Consider the following 17,393-nt stretch of genomic DNA (forward strand, 5'->3'; position numbering starts at 1 on the left):
CGCGTCGCCGTTCAGAGCCCGTTGAGGATCTGGCCGATCGCCGGGTAGGTGATGAAGGTCAGGAAGCCGAGGAACAGCAGCATCACCGGCAGCGACATGCGCTCGGTCGCCGACTGCGCCCGGGCCTCCGCGTCGGTGATCTGGTGCGCCCGCAGTGAACCCGCCCGGGCGGCGAGGCTGGCCCGGACCCGGGCGCCCTCGGTCCCGGCGAGGCTCACCGAGCCGGCCAGCTCGGCGAGCTCGTCCACGCCGATCTCCTCGCCCAGGCGCCGCAATGCCGTCCACGCGGTCACACGGGTCAGGTGCGCGGTCGACAGCGCGCCGGCCAGCCGGTCGAAGGCCCAGCCCTGCCCAATTGTCACCGAGCCGGTGAGCGCGCTGTCGACCCCGGCGCCACCAGCCAGGGTGATCCACACGAGGTCGAGGTACGCGGACAGGGCGTGCCGGAAGTCCGCGCGCATCTCCGTGGCGCGTCCGCGGGCCCGCAGGTCCGGCCACAGGAACCCGACGGTGGCGAGCACCACTCCGCCGATCAGCGGCAGCTCGACCCCGAACGGGACACCCGCCACCGCGAGCAGCAGCTGGACGATCGTCGGGGTCACGAACCCGGCCAGCGCCAGGAGAGCCTTGCCCGCGAGGTGCTCCGCCGCGGGGGTGCCGGTGACCCGGAGATCCGCCACCGCACGCGGACCGGGCAGGCCCGCCCGACGTTGCACCGCGACCAACGGGCCCGTGAGACGGGCGAGGCGACCACTCGGCGACCCGATGTCCTCGGGCACGGCCGGGGCGTCGAGAGTGCGCGCCAGGAGCTGGCCCAACGTCGGCCGCGGCGGATGAGCCCAGACGGCGAGCGCCCACAGACCCGCGCCGAACCCGGCGCCCAGCAGGACCGCCCACAGCGTCGTCGAGCCCAGTGCCGTCGGACCCGTCGTGCTCGCCCAGCCGGTCATGATTCGGTCCCGGCGTCCGACCTACGCCGATCTGAGGCTCCGGACCGGACGGGTTCCCGCGGCGCGGGGCCGTTCGGTCCGTCGCCGTCGTCCGAGATCAGCCTGCCGGCCTCCGGGACGACAGCGATCGATCGGAGCCATCCAAACCCGGCCGCGAAGAGCAGGCCGACCCCGAGCAGGACTGTCTGGCCGGTCACCGAGTCGTAGGCGGCGAGGTAGGGCCGGTTGAGCAGCACGACGGCCACCGCGAATGCCGTCGTGGTGCCGACGACGACCCGGACCGACGTGCGGGACCGGGCCCGCCCGGCCTCCACCCGCATCCGCATCGACGCCCGCTCACGCGCGGTCGCCGCGAGCGCCCCGAGGAGGTCGGTGAGCTGGCGGGCCTGCTGCTCGGCGGCGATCACCAGTGCCGCGATGACGAGGTCGGCCGTCGGGTCGGCGAGGTCGCGGGCCAGCAGCCGCAACGCCGGCACGAGCCGCACGCCGCGGTCCAGGCGCGCCGCCAGCGCGGCGACCTCCTCACGGATCGGCGCGGGCGCGAGTGGGGCCGTCGCGAGGATTGCCTGTTCCAGCCCGGCCGCCGCCGACAGGGTGTCGCGGATCATCTCGGTCCAGGTGGCGACGGCCTCGATGCGGGCGACTCGCCGCGCGTGCCCGATGTCGGGCCCGAGTACCCGCGGCAGGAACCAGCAGCCTGCGGCGACGAGCACCGCCCCGACGACCCACCCCGTGGCCACTGCCGTGACGATCGCGGCGAGCGCCGTGCCCCCCGCCCGCGCGACCACCTCGCGGCGGTTCCACCCGCGGTCGCGCAGCCAGGTGGTGAACACGACCCCGGCGGGTGGGCCCGGCTCCCGCGGGATGAGACCGAGGACCACCAGGAATAGGCCCAGCCCGACCCCGGCGCCGAGCAGAGCGACCACCGCGGTCCGGCCCGGGTTCGCGACCACACCGGCGGTCGGGAGGTCGAGGGGCAGCAGCGCGAGCCGCGCCGGGGATGTCATGACGGCCACCCGTCCCGAACCCGGGTGAGCAGCACCGGGTCGAACCCGGCGTCGGCCAGGTCGTCGAGTGTGTCCGAGCGGATCGCCCCGGCCACCGGGCGGGCCCGCCGATCGGTATCCGGGCGGAAGATTTCGTTGGACACGACCTGCGGGCCGTCGGCGCCGACCACTTCGCGGATCGACGAGACCACCCGCGTGCCCCGGCTGCCGGGGACGCGGGCGAGGTGGACGACGAAGTGCACCGCTCCGGCGACGAGCAGGTTGGTCGCCTCCAGCGGCAACCTCTCCGGGCCCTGCGCGGCGTAGGAGGCGAGACGGGTGAACGCGATCGCCGAGCTGGAGGCGTGCAGCGTGGCCATGCTGCCGTCGTTGCCCTGGCTCATGGCGTTGCACATCGGGATGACCTCGGGTCCGCGGATCTCCCCGACGATGACCCGGTCCGGCGACATCCGCAGCGCCCACCGCACCAGGTCCGCCTGGGTCACCGCGCCCTCGCCCTCGACGTTGGCCTCTCGGGCCTGGAACGCGGTCACGTCGGCGTGCACGTCCGGGTCGGTCTCCAGGCCGAGTTCGAAGGCGTCCTCGATGGTCACGATGCGTTCCATCGGATCCATCTCCGCGGCCAGGGCGCGCAGCAGCGTGGTCTTGCCCTCGCCGGTGCCGCCGACGATCACCAGGTTCTTCCGCGCGCCCACACACGCCCGCAGGAACCGGATCAGGATGTCGTCGACGGTGCCGCGCAGACGCAGATCGTCGAGCGTGACGCGCGGGAAGCGGTGACGGCGGATCGACAGCGACGTCACCCCGCCCGCGGTCACCGCCATCACCGCGAACAGCCGCTCCCCGCCGGGAAGTTGCAGGTTGACCGACGGGCTGCCGTGGTCGAAGCGGCGTTCCTGGCTGGACGCGCGGGCCGCGAGCAGCCGCACGAGTTCGGTCAGCTCGTCGTTGGATCGCGCGATCGGGCCTACCCGCTTGCGCAGCCCGTCCGCGTACTGGACGAAGACGCGGTCGAACCGGTTCGCGTTGATCGTCTCGATCCGGGGGTCGTCGAGCAGCGGCTGCAGACCCGCCATCCCGAACAGCTCGTCGACCACCTCGGCGACCACGCGCCGCTCGCTCTCGGGCGGCACCAGGGGCCGGTTGGCGGTCAGCTCCCGCTCCGCGAACGCGTTCACCGCGCCGTCGACGATCTCCCGCGCGAGTGCCCGGTGCCCCTCCGGTGTGGTGCGGGCGCCGGTGCGCCGCCGCTGCTCCTCCACCCGGCCCGGGAGCTGGGCGGCCAGGACCGACCGGACATGGTCACGCAGCCGTCGTTCCGCCGCCTCGGCCGGCCCCCGCGGCTCCCGCGCATCATCGAGCGAGCCGTCAGCGAACGGCACCAGTCCGCCTCGTCGCGCGCCGCGATCGCGCAACGGCACCACGGCGCCCGGTTCCGCGTGCTCGCTGCGCCACGCCTGGTTCGACCGGCGGGTCCCGCCGCTGTCGGTCATGAGGCCCTCCCTGCCATATTTGGGTCGTTCGGCCCGTCGTCGCGGCGCGCGGTCGCACGCCGGCCCGCGCGCTTCGGGCGCCGGCCGGCGGGCGGAACGGGAGCGCGGGGCGCGAGCAGGTCCGCGATCTCCCGGGCGCACTGGCCCAGCAGGGACCGCCCGGGCCCGCTGTGGTGCCAGCGCAGCACGCTGCGCCGCCCGGACAGCACCGCCGCGCCCCGTGGGTCGAAGGGGACCCGGGCCAGCGGGGCGACGCCCAGCTCGCGGGCCACCGCGGCGATCGAGTGGCCGGCGCCCGCGAGGAGCAGGACCGGATTCCGCGACCACGCTCCGATCTCCGGGATCCGGCGCGCGAGGTGTGCCAGCTCGTCGGCATGCGCGCCGGTCAGCAGAACCATCACGTCCGCGGAGCGCAGCAGCGGCATCACCGGCGGCGACCCCGGGTCGACCCGGCCGCAGTCGGCCACCAGCACCGCGCCCGGGTGCGCGGCGGCGGCGAGCAGCGGGCCCAGGCCCAGGCCGCCCGTCAGGTCCGGGGCCGCGAGCACCGCGAGGGCACCACGGGCGCGCGCGGCGTCCGGCGGGGACGCGACCACCGGCAGGTTCCCGGACAGAGTCTGCGCGTGCCGCCAGAGCAGCCGAGCGTCCTCGGTGCCTCTTCCGTGTGGGGCCACCCCGCCGCGAGCGGCGGCAGCCAGGCTGAGCAGACCCGGCGACTGCGCCAGGCCGAAGCGCATCGCGATGTCACCCCCGGACGGATCGGCCTCGACGACGATCGCTCTCGCCGGCTCGGGCCAGCACGCTGCCAGCGCGAGGCACAGAGTCGTCACCCCGGGCGACCCCTTCACGCTCGCCACCGCGACCAGCACCGCGCTCACCCACTCGCGGCGATCATCACGACGGCCAGCTGGCCCGGCGGCATTGCGGCGACCTCGCGGGCGGGCCCCTCGGGTAGCTGCACCGACACGACGGTGAGCTGCCCGGTGGCCGACGGCTCGACGCTCGCGACCACCCCCGGCCACGAACGCGGCGCGGCACGCTCGGATTCAGTTCCACCGTTCGCCGGGGCCGGGGCGGCGACCACCGAGACCGGGTCACCGGGCGCGACCTCCAGTGGCAGCCGGCCGGGATCGAGCGCGACCGCCACGATTGCCTGGCCGGGCGGCAGCACACCGGCTCCGCCGAACGACTCGGGCGTCAGCAACGCTCCCGCGGGGAGCGACACCGCGACCGGTCGCCCGATCAGCGCCGGTGCGGAGTCCGCGTCGACCGCGCGAACGTCGGAGTCCACGGGCAGGGAGACCTGCCGGACGTCCGCAGCTGTCAGGACCTGCCCGACGGTGACCGCTCGTGCGGTGACGAGCACCGGCCGGCTGCCGCCGAACTGCAGTGTCAGGGCGAGCGCGCCGACCGCACAGGCCAGCACGAGCAGGATCCCGAGCAGCAGGTGCGGCACGCTGCGCCGACCGGCCGGCGCGGCCGGAGGGGATGTCGACGTCCAGGGGTCGGGCTCCGGGTAGTCGCCGGCGTGCGGCGCGTCCTCGCGGGGTTCGCGAGGAGGAAGGGTCGTGCGCATGTCCGGACCTCCTGACCGGTCGTGACGAGGGCGCGCCGGATCGCCGCACCACCCGTCAGTCCGGTGCGTCGTGTCGCCGCGATATGGCTACTGCTGTCGCTTGCCGTACTGCCGACCACATACCGTGCTGCCGGAGGTCAGCCGCCTCCGGTGACCAGGGCCTGGGACTCCGCGACTCGGAACGCGGCCCCACCGCTGGTCGTGAGGCCAGGGAACGTGCCGCCGTCCCCTGCGCCGGACCACGTGACCGTCCAGCTCACGGAGACCGACACCGTGAACACCTCGCCGGGCCGCCCCGCCGACGAGCGCCGGTAGGTGTGCCCGCAGTCAGGCGACGGTGCCGCCGGGTCGGCCCCCGCGGTGTAGGGGGTACCCGGGCCACGGCAGACGAGTTCACTGCCGTCCCCCATGACCCAGGTCGCCGACTCCGGGATCGCCCGCGCCGTCACGGACACCCCCGGGACCGACGCCGTCGCCTCGACCGGCGCCCAGTCGCCGTCGAGCCACAGCCACGTCGGCAGGTTCACCAGCTGGTCGCCCACCGGACTCGCCGCGACGGCGGGATCGGGCAACCGCAGACGCTCCCGGGCCTGCGCGGCCAGCTCGGCAGGTGACGGCCCCGCCGCATCCGTCGCCTGCTCACCGTCCGGGATCCACACCGGCGGCCGGTAAAGCGAGTCCCGGAACCCGTCCCCCGAACACCGCCACAGATACCAGGCGCCGTCCTCACCGGGGTCGGGCTGCTGCTCGCGCACCACTGCGACGACCGGGACGACGACCACTGCGGCCGGGCGTGGCTCCGATGTGCCGAACGACGCGGGCACCAGCCCGCCACCGGGCGGCTGGTAGTCGCTGATCACGTAGGAGCAACGCACCCCGTCGACGGGCTCCACGGCCTCGTCTGAACTCCCGCCCTCGCGCGGACCGGAGGCGCCGGGACCCGCCCGATCGCGCTCCGGCGTGGAACCCCCGCCAGAGCCCGCACCGAGATCGCACGCCGGTGACGGCGTCTCCGAGCATGACACCGAACCCCAGCCGTCGCCCGGCGGCGGCGGTTGCTGCGCGGGTTGAGCGAGCGCGCCGACCACCGCGACCAGTGCGGCGATCGCCGTCGGGGCCGTCAGCATGAGCCAAGTTCCTGGACGCCGTAGTCGGAGACCTTCCACGAACCGTCCGACTGCCGCTCCACCACGGCATTGATCAGCCTTCGCCCACCGGGACCGTCCGTGGCGAGCGAGTCGTCCTCCTCCCGGTACTTCAGCCAGTTCGTCGAGTCGCCGCAGTCGGTCACGACTACCCGGGCCGGCGCACCAGCTGGTTCGACCGACAACACCTCCGGGGACAGGACCGGTGCTCCGCGAGTCACCAGACCGTTCGCGCTGTCCGCGTAGAGACCGCGCGAGAGGTTCGTCAGCGCGACGCCAGTGGCGTGCCGCCCCAGGTCCGGGGACTGCCAATCCGAAGTGGTTCCGGCGGCGACGAAGTCCGCCCACATCCCGCGGTACGCCGCGAGTGCCTCCTGTCCCGCGAGTTCCTCGGCCGACGGCGCGGGAGACGCCTGTTGAGAAGGCGCGACCGACGCCGAAGGCGGAGCGGTGTCGTCCGGCGGCGTGCTCGCCGAGCACCCGGCGACCAGCACGAGGACCACGACCAGGCCGGGCCTGGATCTGCCGACCATCGCCATCGAACACCTCCTCGCAGGCGACCTCGGACACCGATCATCGGGCGATACTGATCACATGTACACCCACGCCCTGCACGGACAACGAAGTGCGTGAGCACGGACTTCACGATGCGGAAGGCGATCGCGACGATGTTCACCCGTTCGGACCATGAGCGAGGTGGGCAGCTGCTCGCTCGTCTGCGTCGAGGAGGCGGTGCCCCTCGCATCACGGGGCACTGCGGGCTTGGCCCTTGCCGGCGCGCTGCTCGGCGGCACGCTCATCGCGGTGACGCTCCCACGCCTGCTCGTGCACCGCGATTCGCTTCCCCGCCGTCGGTTGGTGATCGGTTGTTGCGCGGCGGCGGCGACCGGACTCTCGGTGGGGCTCCTCGCCATGCGCTTCGACGGGATCGAACTCGTGGCGTTCGGCTTCCTCGCCTGCGTCGGCGTCGTCCTGGCCGCGATCGACCTCGTCGAGCACCGGCTGCCCGGGTCCCTCGTCGTTCCGAGCTACGGCGTGCTGGGCGGCCTGCTCGCTCTTGAGGCGGTCAACACCGAACGCTGGGGGAACCTCGTCACCGCGCTCGCCGCCGCAATTTTGGTGGCGCTGGCCTACCTCCTCGTCGCTCTCGCGTCGAGCGGCGGTCTCGGCTCGGGGGACGTCAAGTTCGGCGGACTGCTCAGCATGGCGATGGGTTGGCAGGGATGGTCCGCGGTCGTGACCGGCACCGCGGTCGCGTGGCTGGGAGCTGCCGTCGTCCTGCTGGCCCTCCGCTGCGTCGGACGACGTCCCGGCGCGATGCCCATGGGGCCGCTCCTGCTCGTCGGCGCCTTGGTCGCTCTGGTGTGCGGCTGAGCCGGGAGCAAATCGGCGCATCGCTGTTGCCCTCTGTTGACTCCGACATGGATCTGTCGCATGACAGCGATCCTTGGCTCACCGGACCGGTGGGCGTCGGGACCCGGCGGCCACGACCCCCGCACACACGACCGAGTTCGCCCTCGTCCACGGCGTCGCGGTGCTCGTCGACGGTCGGTGGGCCTCGATCGCGTCGCGCTGGCGGTGAAAGATCGGCCGGGCACGCAGGTCGGACTTGGCCATGCGAAAGCTCTTCTCGACCTGCCACAGGTCGTGGTAGGCGTCGATCACCGCCTGCCCGCTCATCGTCGAGGTGGGCAGGTTGGTGACGTAGACCAGCTGCCTTACGGCGTTGCCGGATCTCCTCGGCCAAGTGCGCGGCCGCCAGCTCGGTGTCCCCCGCTGCCGGCCGCGTCCCTGACCGCTCCGATCGTCGCGGGAGACGCCGAGTCATCGCTGGACGCTGCGGTCCCCGTCAAGTCAGCAGTCGTCCACGCCGCTTCGCGGCTCGACACCCGCCGAGTGAGCGCCGCCGCTTCCGGAGCGACGGAGGACACGTCGCCAGTGACGGCGGACGGGTCTCGCTCACCGCTGGCTCCCGGGGGTCGATCGTCCAGTGGGGGGTGCAACAACAGGGCCGCGGGTTGTTGCCCCGTGTCGAGATCGTAGCTCGACTGATCACATGTAGTTCGCGGTTCTCCACGATCCGCGACCACATTGCCAGGTACAGACTGGAGGGCCACGACGTGACGCTCCACACCGGGGTCGGCCGGGTCCGACCACTCGCCTACCACGACCGGGCCGCAGTCGATCCGGCGCTGCTAGACGTGGTGGAGTACCGCAAGTCCGGGCTGAGCCTGAACTGGATCATCGGCTGCCCGCTGGACTGCGGCTACTGCGTGCGGCACCTGTTCGGCAACTTCGCCATGAAGGTCCCCCGCGCGCTCACCACGGACCGGGCGGCGTTCGAGTTGCTGGTCGCCCACCGGTTCTTCCAGCCGCACGTCACCCCGATCCAACTGCTCAACCGGGCCACCGACCCGATGCTGCCCGCGGTGAAGCCGCACCTGTTCACGATGCTGCGGATGCTCGACGACGCCGGCCTGACCAACCACGTCCTGATCATCACCCGCTGGCGGGTCGACGCGGCCGACTGCGCCGCGCTGAACGCGTTGCAGAACCTGCGGGTGACGTTACTGGTCACCTACTCCGGCATCGACGACGACCGGATCGAACCGGTCGACTCTCAGATCGCCGGCGCCTCGCTGCGCACCGCCCATGCTCACGCCGGCCGGTTGCGGGTGGTGCTGTACTGGCGCCCGCTCGTGCCCGGCCTCAACGACACCGACGCCCACCTCGCCGCCGCGATGGAGCTGTCGCGGCACGCGCAGGCGACGGTGTTCACCGGCTTGTTCTTCCGTGACGAGATCCGGGCCTACTACCGCGATCACGGCCTGCCCGAACCCTATGAGCACACCGCGCGTCGCAAGGTGTTCCCCGAACACCTCGAGCAACGCGTTCTGGCCGCCGCCGCGGCCCGCATGCCGGGTGGGTCGCCGGTGTTCCGCAAGACCAGCTGCGCGGTCAGCTACGCCCACGGTCTACCGGACTACAACGGTCACGTCGGGATCCGCGAGCTGTGCGATATCTGCCCCACCGCCCAGCTCGCCCGCTGCACCGACGCCGCGACCGTCCCGGCTGCCGCGGATGTGGCGGTGATGGCCGCCGGGCTCGGGGGTGCGCTGGTCGAGGTGGCCGACCGGGCGGTGATCGTGTCCGGGCTCGACGAGCAGCGCCGCTACCTGATGCAACACACCCTGCGCCACCAGGTCCACGACATCGCCAAGCCTCACCACCCTCGCCGGCACGGCCGCGCCGACCTTGGCTGGCCCACCGCCACGCCCATCCCGGCGGCCGAGACCGCCACCGTTCAGGAGGTGAACACGCGATGAGCGAGGTCCCCGGCCTGGCCTTTCCCTGGCGAGCCGACATCACCGGCCGCGACGTCGTGGTCGTCGACGTGGAAGGCAACGGTCAACAACCCCCGGAGATCGTCGAGATCGCCATCCTCTCCCTGGGCAGTAACCGTGACGTGTCCACCTCAGACCTGCGGACCTGGCTGGTCCGGCCCACCCGCCCGATCACCGGACTGGTCACTGGGAGGGTCCACGGCATCACCAACGCCGACGTCGCCATCGCACCCCGCTGGACCGACATCGCCACCGAGGTCGCGGCCGTGCTCGGTGACCGGGTCGTCATCGCCCACAACGCCACCGTCGAACGCCGCGTCCTGGCCGACCACCTGCCCTCCTGGCGCCCGCCGCTGATGCTCGACACCCTGCGCCTGGCCAAGACGGTCTGGCCCGCACTCCCGGGTGGCTACGGCCTGGACAACCTCATCCGTCACGCCGCCCTCACCCCACCCAACATCACCGGCGCCCTCGGCGCCGCATCGACCCAGGGCCGACGTCACCGTGCCGGATACGACACCTGGATGACGGCCGCCCTGCTCATCACCCTGGTCCGCGGCGGCGGCCTCACCTGGGATCAACTCCTCACCGCCGCCTGCCTCCCCGACCCGGCACCCCCGCAACCACCGGGCACCTCCGGGTCGGCGGGCGCTGCAGGGCAGTCAGGAAACGGGGAGACGGAGGGGCTGTGGTGAGCGGCGTGGAACGGCCGCTGACCATTGCGGTCACCGGCGCGCACTCGACCGGGAAGTCCACTTTCCTCGCCCGACTCGCCCACCGACTCCGCCAGCACGACCTCGAAGTCGCCACCGTCGCCGACCTCGGCGAACAGGCCCAACAGATCGGGCTCCCGATCCTGCACTCCCACACCTACACCTCCACTTTGTGGATCATGACGCGGGGAATCAGCAATGAGCTCGCCACCTGGCCTCACGCCGACGTCCTGCTCGTCGACCGCCCCGTTCCCGACGCACTGGGCTACTACCTTGCCGCCCTGATCTACCGCGGCGAGACCCCCGACCCGACCCTGCTCGGTCATCTGCGCACCCTCGCTGCACAGCACTCCATGCACTACGACCTGATCTTCCGCACCGAGCTCGACCACACCGTCCCGCTCGGCACCAACAAGGCCCGCGACGACAACATCCGCTACCGACGCCTCGCCGACCACCACATCGCGACCGTGCTGCACGACCTGGGAATCGGCTACGAACTCCTCGCGATCGACGGTCACGACACCGCCATCACCCGCGCCACCGCATTCACGCTCACCCAGCACACCGGCGATGACCTCGCCACCATCTGACACCAAATTCCTAGCCACTCGGTGGCCCGAATCCCGGAGCCATTCATCGAGCAATTCATTATTTCGGAGCCGAACCGCAGTGGGGGGCAACCCCGGAAAACGCACAGTTGCCCCGTTGCCACTCGTACCTATCCGCCGTTCTGATGGATCACATGAACCCGGCAACAATGCCCCACGAACAGCCTTCCCCCACGCATTCATTCCTCGGATGGTTCCCAGCTGCGGGAGGAACACGATGAACACCTCCTGCCCCGCCGGCACCGATAGCGCGCCCCGCTACCCCGGCAGCGTCCGCGCCAGGTTCTCCGCCGCGCGACTCCATCTACCCCCCGGCACCACCGCCGCCGTCCGCACCAGCGCCAACGGCAACGCCGCCACCTACCTGCGCTCCCCCGACGGCGGCTGGGCCGAGATCAACCACGACACCGAGCGCCACGGCCAACACGATGCCCGCGTCGCCGGCCCCACCAACCTCCTCGCCCCCCTGCGCACCGCCCACGACACCCACCACGACCTCGACCGACCCGACTTGACCGACTTCGGCGTCACCGCCACGGCACGCGGCCCCGCCGAAACGACGGCGACGGTCGTTTGGCACCGCAATCCCGACACCGGCTACCGCCGGGAGGTCCATCCCGCCCCGGTCCGGCTCGGAGCACTGACGTGATCCGGCTCCTGCGCCGCCGCACCCCACTCCCAGCAGCGACAACGACCCAGGAGGCGCCAATCCCGCTGACCAGCGCCACGGACAGCCGCACCCATCTCATCAGCACCGCCGACCTCGATCGGACCATCGCCGAGCACGGCAGCCGCTACCCCACCTTCTGCGGCCGTGCCATCCTCGCCGCCGCCCTCGCCGCACCCCCCGGGCCTCGTTGCCGCGACTGCTATGCACGTAGGGGCGGACCCGCAGCCGCCCAGCCCGGCGATAGCGACCCCAGCGCGGCCAGGTCAGCCATGTGCCGCGGCCAGCCCGCCATGAGTTAGCGCTGCAAACCCCGGTCGCGCAGAAGCCCTGACGCGCCCGATGACGGGTACCACGGGAGCGCATCGGACCATCCTCGCGCGGCCGCCGTGCTATGGATCAAGTGGCCGCCTCGCGGATCTTCATCCATGTCTTGCCTAGCAGGTTTTGTCCGGAGCCGTCGGCGCCAGCACCCCAGAAGTAGTCGGTCGGCGAGTCCTCGACTATTTCTTCGCCGCTGCTCTTGATTAGGGCTTCTCGTGCTTCGGCGTGTTGCGCCAACTTGACCCGCAGGATCTCCTCTACTACGGCCAGCTTCTTGCTGTCCCAGTCGGGATCCCTGGCACCCCTGTACTTTTCGTTGGCCAAACTCTTGGCCAGCAAGGGGCTGCGGGCATTGCGGATCTCCTCTTTGCCTTGCGGGTCGGCGCACTTCGTGGCCTGGTAGGCATGCTCGGCAGTTGGGTAGAGCTTTCCACGGAACTCAACGGCATGCGCGGAGAAGTTGTTGAACACGTAGAAGGTCGGCGTGTAGAAGTTGATGGCCATTGTTTATGGCCTCTCATCTGTTAGGTCACCCAGTAGAGCGGCTACCGCGTGGAGCTGCCGGTATGGTGCCAAGTCCCTGCCGACGCTCTTGAGCTCGTCGATGATGCGCATAGAGCCGCCGCTTCGGGCGACCGGCAATGCCGTACGAGCAGCGCTGGCGGCTTGTTCGAGCTGCCCGTCCGCGATGTAGGCCATTGCGAGCCGACTCAATGCAGCAGCGCGGCTTCGCTGATAGACCACTGGCAGCCTGCCAAGAGATACCTCGTACAGCGCGATCGCCTTCTTCGGCTTACCGGTCGTTAGCCAGCAGTTCGCACGCTGGATCTCGATGTAGCTCGGTGTGCAGTACGACCCGTGCCCCTCGTGCGCATCACCCTTGGTATCACTCGCAGCCCACGTGTGGGCCTCGTCAAGGAGCGTTTGCGCGGTGTGCTCATCCCCGTCGAGCGCGTGACCATAGGCTTCCTGGACGCGGATCGCCGCTCGGGTCGGTGTCGCCAGTCTCTCCTCATGCCGACGCGCAGCCTGGGCAAACCCGATCGCTCGAGCAACGTCGAGCGCGGCGGCGGCCTGCTGCGAGCGCCGAAACATCGTCCAGGCAACCATGCGGCCGTCGTCGCCTTCGTGTGCGAACTCCATCGCCCGACTGGTCCAGTCGCGGGCCTTCGCGACGTAGCCCGCGTCCTCGTACAACCAGGCCGCGGACTCCGCATATTGCGCGCCAAGCCGGACGACCGCAAGTCGCTGCTGGCCGCGCAAACTGGAGCACAGCTCCTCGATCGCCGCGATCTGGTTCAGGACGCCCGCGATCGCAAAACGTGGGCCGAGTAGATTGTCAGTCCGTACCAGCGCATGCCACTGATCCCGGAGATGCGCCATGATCTCGTCCAAATGAGCGGGCGAACTCGCGACGAGACGTCGGTGCCGCCCGGCCGACCACTCCTGGGTCATGACGGCATCCACGAGTTGCTCATCGGTGGGCATCTGCTCCACCAACTCTTCGCGGCCCCCGGTGGTTGGATGGCGCGGCAGCCGCGGTGCTGCAGGCATCGGTGGCGTCGCCACCTCCGTGGCCGCATCGCGGCCGCGCCGCACCTGCCGGGCGCGTTCGGCCAGCTCGCGGAGGGCCGACAGGGCACCCCCGGCGGCCAGGGCACGGTCCAGGGCACGCACCAGATCAACCGACGGTAGACCTTTACGGGGACGCTCGGCCAATGACACGTACTGCCGCGTGTAGCCCGTCTTGACAGCCAGCTGGGCGTGGCTCAGACCAGCAGCTTTCCGGCGGCGTCGGATCTCCTCGGCCAGCCGAGCAGCCGCCGGCTCGACGTCCTCGCTGCCACCCGCGTGCGGGATCAGCCCGCTGGTCGTCTCGGTGGTGTCGGTACCGACAGCTCCTCCGGGTGAGGGGCTCGTGCCTGCACGCCCAGCCTCGGCGGGATCGTCGTCCACGTCGTCGATCAACCGATGCGCCCCCGGTCCCGATCATCGCTCATGGGGGCAACAACGTCCGCAATGGTGTTGCCCCGTCCCGAATTGTAGCCCGGCCTGGTGACATCAGGTCAGCGATCACACACAACGGGCCAACAGGCGGCATGAACCCACCAGCTACCGGCCGGGGCGGCACGGCGACCGCGCCACCGCTCCGGCCGGCCATCACCACCCCGACCGACACCAAACGGGAGAGACAGCGTCATGACCACGATCGGCGGGGCGCCGCTCCGGCACGGACCATGAGCGAGCCGACGGCGAGCGAACGCTACGAGATCCAAGCACGCCGGCTGACGCGCCGCGACGGCGCCGTCGTGCACGACGAATCTCGGCTGGCGCGCGCGGACAGTCTCGATGACGCGAAATGCGCGGCGAACGCCTGGGCCGCTGACGGGTTCACCGTGTGGATCTACCTCGTCGGGGCCGGAAACGGTGTCCGCCCGACCTACCAAGCGGTGCGAACCTTCCCACCCGTGCCGGCCCCGCCACGCAACACACGGCGTCACGCCCCCGGAGCGCCATGACGGCTCGACGACCAGCGGAGCGGCGCAGATGCCACCGACCGCGCAGGACCTCCATCAGCTCGATCCGCCCCACCTCCCGCACATCGAAGGGAAGCCCGTGTCGGACGACATTTCTACCCATGAATCTTCGCTAGTGCGTTGACCACATACGTTCGCCGGGTTCGATCATGCGGCGGCTCGGGGGCGGCCCCAGCGTTGCTGGCGTTCGCTGCGGACGCGGGCGCGTTCTCGGCGTTGCGCGGCCAGGACGTTCGGGTGGCGGGCGTTGGCGTTGCGCCAGCGCAGGTAGGCCTGCAGCCGTCTGGCCAGGACGGGGTGGTTGGGGTGGTTCGAGGCGCCCATGACGAAGGTGCGCAACGGCCCGAACTGGGCCTCGATCGGGTTTGCCCAGGAGGCGTAGGTCGGGGTGAAACACAGCTCGACCTTGTTGCGGGTGGCCCATGCCCGGACCGCGGGGGTCTTGTTCGCCGACAGGTTGTCCATGATCACGTAGATGGGAGCGCCGTCCGGGCGGGCGGCCCGGATGGACTTGAGCGCGGCCAGGGTGTGGTCACCGCCTTTGCGGCGGCGGACAACGCCCCACAGTTGGTCATCGCCCAGGCTGTAGCAGCCGTGGAAGTAGCGGATCCCGTGCGTGCGGGTGTAGGTCGCGGGCAGCCGGGTCGGCTTCTTCTCCGGTGCCCAGGTGCAGCCGTGACACGGACGGATCGACAGCGGCCCGAACTGGTCGAACGCGAAGCACCGGTCGAGATACCGGCTGGTCACCTCCTCGATCCGATCCAGCTTGACGTCCTTGTCCGGATCCTTGGACTCCTTCCAGGTGCGGGTTCGCTGGAACGACACCCCAGCCTCACGCAGGACCAGCCGCAGCCGTTCACGGCTGATCACGACCCGTCGTTCGCGGCAGCGGCTCAGGTGCGCAGCGAGCTTGCGGATGCTCCAGCGCGTGAAGGGGCACCCGAGCTTGTCTGGTCGGGTGGTGGCCGTCGTGACGAGGAACGCGATGTCCTCGTCACTGATCAGGCGGGGACGGCCTCCCGCCCACTGAGGGTCCAACGCGGCAAGCCCCCGCCCGTTGACGCGTGGATCACATCGCGCACGGTGTCCTCGTCGGCCGCGATCAGGCGAGCGATCGCCGGCACCGGCGTCCCAGAGGACGAGGCCATGATGATCGTCGCGCGGCGGACTCGGATCGGGTTTCCTCGCCCGCGTCGCACGATCTGTGTCAGTCGGGGGCCTTCCTCGTCGGTCAACCGTCGCGCTCTGACCGGTTCTGTCATCTCCTACCGCTCCCGCCGCCGCCGACTCGATGTCGGCGCCGAGAGTGGAAGCAGCCGCCCCGCCGGTCGGGGATGCTGCCCGGCGTGTCGCCAACCCGGTGAACGTTCGTGGTCAACGCACTAGATCATCGACCGCGTCGTCGCCGAGGGGTCTCCGGCAAGTAACAACGTGATCGCTCGGAGCGACTAGTCGTGAACCAAGCCGCCGGCGCGGCCGACGTTCATGGCCTGGACCAGGCGACAAAAGCAATGCACCCAGCCAGTTCCCCACTCCGACGAGGATCGCGGTGCCCATCACCGGGCCATACCAGCGCCGCGACCATCGCGAGCCCGCAAGCGAGGGAGGCGAGGACCGTGTCGGCGCTGACGTAACGCTCAATCAAGGCGTCCCCCGGGCTCGACCTAGTCCACAGCGCGGCCCTCTTGCGTTGAGAGGGCAAGCGAGGTTCAGCGATGCGATACGAGCGCTGAGTCCCGGCGGTGCATGCCCGATAGCTCCTTGAAGCTCGATTTATCCAACTATCAGACCTCTGCCAGGACGGAGCACCATGAGCGAGCAGCTCACCCTGAATGACCTTCTTGAGTCCGTTGGGCGAGCGAACGCCAGCTGCCTCACTTCGGTCACCGAGCTCCAACCGGCCGCCGGCCCTCACGCCTCGGTCGCCCCGGCGAAGTTCGCCGCTGACGGGTCCAAGGTGGGCGCCTACGCTTACGAGACGCGCTACGAGGACGACAAGCCGCACGACGTCGTACTGATCGATTCCAAGCAGTCACAGAACAACCGTGTCGAGGATGGGTTGCGGGCTGCGATCATCGACGGGCACGAGGTGCTGCAGCGTCTCCCCCGCATCCTCGTCACCTACCCGAACGGCGACCAGGCGGTCGAGTACTCCGACCTGGACCTGCCACACCGCGTCTTCGACGGTCACATCCGCGCCGGGACGATCGACGGCACGCCGACCACCCAGACCGAGGCCTATCGGCGGGTGCGGGACGCGCACCCGAGCAACGCGCTGGCGCTGCTGGAGACCAGCCCGGTGAGCCTCGTGTTGGGATCCTGGGACTCCAGTCGGGCGGCGCGCCAGGGGCGGTGGCGCAGCATCCTGGTCGGCGAGATCATCGGGTACTGCGAGCGTCCGGGTGCGCCCGTGCTCAAGGGGGGCGCGCGGGTCGACCCGCACGGGATGCGCATCGAGCTGAACGGGGCCGCGCTGAAGGCGCTCGCGGAGCGTCAGCGCGATGAGCTGACCGCGAAGACCTTCGACAAGGCGGTAAAGGAAGGCAACAGCGCCAAGGCGGACAAGCGCATCACCTCGTCCATGGTCGGGCTCGGTGGGATCCCGCCGACGCTGGAGGCGCTGGCCGGGGTGGCCTGCCGGCGAATCGTCCGGTCGCACGTGCTCAGCTTCGCCGCGCTGCGCCAGATCCGGTTCGGCAAGGGCACTGATGGCGATGCTGCCTGCCGAGCGCTGTTGGCCGCGCTCGCGCTGGCCGGGTTGGCCCGCTCCGACGCCGAGCTGGTGCTGCGGGCGAATTGCGACCTGGTCGAGGCCGGCCCGACGGTGCTGACCTTGCACGAGCGCGCCGGCCGATCCCGAACGTTCGAGCCCCTGTCTGCGGACGAGGCCGACGCGCTACTCGCCGCGGCCCTCGACCATGCCGAGCAGCAGGCGGGGATCGCCTGGAACGGGGTGGCGCTGCGGGTGACCGGCGACCCGGCGATCGGCACCGGCGCGGTCGACGACGAGTCCGCGGCGAGCTGAC

At 71.0% G+C, this 17,393-nt stretch carries 16 protein-coding genes and 1 pseudogene; 6 read left to right on the forward strand and 11 right to left on the reverse strand.

What is annotated here, in order from left to right; all coding sequences use genetic code 11:
• Window positions 1-11: 11 nt before the first annotated feature.
• The 7 genes from CFP66_RS40530 to CFP66_RS40560 form a co-directional block, all read right to left on the reverse strand.
• A complete protein-coding gene (locus tag CFP66_RS40530) occupies window positions 12-950 on the reverse strand; it encodes a type II secretion system F family protein (RefSeq protein ID WP_094930676.1) in 939 nt (312 codons plus the stop codon).
• Window positions 947-1,957 carry a type II secretion system F family protein gene (locus CFP66_RS40535; RefSeq protein ID WP_143517546.1) on the reverse strand — a complete coding sequence of 337 codons (1,011 nt, stop codon included), beginning with the start codon at window positions 1,955-1,957 and terminating at the stop codon, window positions 947-949. Before CFP66_RS40535 ends, CFP66_RS40530 begins: the two co-directional genes overlap by 4 nt.
• Window positions 1,954-3,450, reverse strand: a complete 1,497-nt coding sequence (locus tag CFP66_RS40540; RefSeq protein ID WP_094930677.1) for a CpaF family protein — start codon at window positions 3,448-3,450, stop codon at window positions 1,954-1,956. Before CFP66_RS40540 ends, CFP66_RS40535 begins: the two co-directional genes overlap by 4 nt.
• A complete protein-coding gene (locus CFP66_RS40545; RefSeq protein WP_094930678.1) occupies window positions 3,447-4,328 on the reverse strand; it encodes a chromosome partitioning protein in 882 nt (293 codons plus the stop codon). The genes CFP66_RS40540 and CFP66_RS40545 overlap by 4 nt, the downstream gene beginning before the upstream one ends.
• Window positions 4,325-5,026: an SAF domain-containing protein gene (locus CFP66_RS40550; RefSeq protein ID WP_094930679.1), complete on the reverse strand. Its 702-nt coding sequence runs from the start codon at window positions 5,024-5,026 to the stop codon at window positions 4,325-4,327. The genes CFP66_RS40545 and CFP66_RS40550 overlap by 4 nt, the downstream gene beginning before the upstream one ends.
• 137 nt (window positions 5,027-5,163) lie before the next feature.
• Window positions 5,164-5,919 carry a hypothetical protein gene (locus CFP66_RS40555; RefSeq protein ID WP_233160118.1) on the reverse strand — a complete coding sequence of 252 codons (756 nt, stop codon included), beginning with the start codon at window positions 5,917-5,919 and terminating at the stop codon, window positions 5,164-5,166.
• A 227-nt stretch (window positions 5,920-6,146) separates the two neighbouring features.
• The gene (locus CFP66_RS40560; RefSeq protein ID WP_233160119.1) at window positions 6,147-6,674 is read right to left on the reverse strand and encodes a hypothetical protein; all 528 of its coding nucleotides are present in this window, start codon (window positions 6,672-6,674) and stop codon (window positions 6,147-6,149) included.
• Between the two features lie 184 nt (window positions 6,675-6,858).
• Between CFP66_RS40560 and CFP66_RS40565 the strand changes: the two genes are divergently transcribed.
• Window positions 6,859-7,545 carry a prepilin peptidase gene (locus tag CFP66_RS40565; protein ID WP_094930680.1) on the forward strand — a complete coding sequence of 229 codons (687 nt, stop codon included), beginning with the start codon at window positions 6,859-6,861 and terminating at the stop codon, window positions 7,543-7,545.
• 177 nt (window positions 7,546-7,722) lie between these two features.
• Here the strand turns inward: CFP66_RS40565 and CFP66_RS49600 are convergent.
• Window positions 7,723-7,878, reverse strand: a pseudogene (locus CFP66_RS49600) (IS1634 family transposase); the annotation flags it as partial.
• Between the two features lie 290 nt (window positions 7,879-8,168).
• On the opposite strand from CFP66_RS49600, the gene CFP66_RS40575 reads away from it, so the two are divergent.
• The 4 genes from CFP66_RS40575 to CFP66_RS40590 all read left to right on the forward strand — a co-directional run bounded on the left by CFP66_RS40575 (window position 8,169) and on the right by CFP66_RS40590 (window position 11,488).
• Window positions 8,169-9,497, forward strand: a complete 1,329-nt coding sequence (locus CFP66_RS40575; protein WP_198962008.1) for a radical SAM protein — start codon at window positions 8,169-8,171, stop codon at window positions 9,495-9,497.
• Window positions 9,494-10,210, forward strand: coding sequence for a 3'-5' exonuclease (locus CFP66_RS40580; RefSeq protein ID WP_094930681.1), 717 nt, complete (start codon window positions 9,494-9,496; stop codon window positions 10,208-10,210). Before CFP66_RS40575 ends, CFP66_RS40580 begins: the two co-directional genes overlap by 4 nt.
• Window positions 10,207-10,821 (forward strand): AAA family ATPase, encoded by a 615-nt coding sequence (locus CFP66_RS40585; protein WP_158228411.1) that lies wholly within the window; start codon window positions 10,207-10,209, stop codon window positions 10,819-10,821. The genes CFP66_RS40580 and CFP66_RS40585 overlap by 4 nt, the downstream gene beginning before the upstream one ends.
• Window positions 10,822-11,056: 235 nt before the next feature.
• On the forward strand, window positions 11,057-11,488 hold the full coding sequence (locus tag CFP66_RS40590; protein ID WP_094930683.1) for a hypothetical protein: 432 nt from the start codon (window positions 11,057-11,059) through the stop codon (window positions 11,486-11,488).
• A 417-nt stretch (window positions 11,489-11,905) separates the two neighbouring features.
• Here CFP66_RS40590 and CFP66_RS40595 read toward each other — a convergent pair whose 3' ends face one another.
• The 3 genes from CFP66_RS40595 to CFP66_RS40610 form a co-directional block, all read right to left on the reverse strand.
• Window positions 11,906-12,334 (reverse strand): NADAR family protein, encoded by a 429-nt coding sequence (locus CFP66_RS40595; protein ID WP_094930684.1) that lies wholly within the window; start codon window positions 12,332-12,334, stop codon window positions 11,906-11,908.
• A gap of 3 nt (window positions 12,335-12,337) precedes the next feature.
• Window positions 12,338-13,798 carry a helix-turn-helix transcriptional regulator gene (locus CFP66_RS40600; RefSeq protein ID WP_094930685.1) on the reverse strand — a complete coding sequence of 487 codons (1,461 nt, stop codon included), beginning with the start codon at window positions 13,796-13,798 and terminating at the stop codon, window positions 12,338-12,340.
• Between the two features lie 716 nt (window positions 13,799-14,514).
• Entirely contained in the window at window positions 14,515-15,405 is an 891-nt protein-coding gene (locus CFP66_RS40610) for an IS630 family transposase (RefSeq protein WP_233160120.1), read from the reverse strand.
• Between the two features lie 772 nt (window positions 15,406-16,177).
• On the opposite strand from CFP66_RS40610, the gene cas7u reads away from it, so the two are divergent.
• On the forward strand, window positions 16,178-17,392 hold the full coding sequence (gene cas7u / locus CFP66_RS40615) for a type I-U CRISPR-associated RAMP protein Csb1/Cas7u (RefSeq protein WP_094930687.1): 1,215 nt from the start codon (window positions 16,178-16,180) through the stop codon (window positions 17,390-17,392).
• The last annotated feature ends 1 nt before the right edge of the window (window position 17,393 follow it).

The organism is Pseudonocardia sp. MH-G8 (assembly GCF_002262885.1).
Taxonomy (GTDB): Bacteria; Actinomycetota; Actinomycetes; order Mycobacteriales; family Pseudonocardiaceae; genus Pseudonocardia.

Coding starts and splice junctions, on each gene's coding strand:
- CFP66_RS40530 (WP_094930676.1), bottom strand. CDS start 950: ATGACCGGCTGGGCGAGCACGACGGGTCCGACGGCACTGGGCTCGACG.
- CFP66_RS40580 (WP_094930681.1), top strand. CDS start 9,494: ATGAGCGAGGTCCCCGGCCTGGCCTTTCCCTGGCGAGCCGACATCACC.
- CFP66_RS40550 (WP_094930679.1), bottom strand. CDS start 5,026: ATGCGCACGACCCTTCCTCCTCGCGAACCCCGCGAGGACGCGCCGCAC.
- CFP66_RS40540 (WP_094930677.1), bottom strand. CDS start 3,450: ATGACCGACAGCGGCGGGACCCGCCGGTCGAACCAGGCGTGGCGCAGC.
- CFP66_RS40595 (WP_094930684.1), bottom strand. CDS start 12,334: ATGGCCATCAACTTCTACACGCCGACCTTCTACGTGTTCAACAACTTC.
- CFP66_RS40565 (WP_094930680.1), top strand. CDS start 6,859: ATGAGCGAGGTGGGCAGCTGCTCGCTCGTCTGCGTCGAGGAGGCGGTG.
- cas7u (WP_094930687.1), top strand. CDS start 16,178: ATGAGCGAGCAGCTCACCCTGAATGACCTTCTTGAGTCCGTTGGGCGA.
- CFP66_RS40535 (WP_143517546.1), bottom strand. CDS start 1,957: ATGACATCCCCGGCGCGGCTCGCGCTGCTGCCCCTCGACCTCCCGACC.
- CFP66_RS40590 (WP_094930683.1), top strand. CDS start 11,057: ATGAACACCTCCTGCCCCGCCGGCACCGATAGCGCGCCCCGCTACCCC.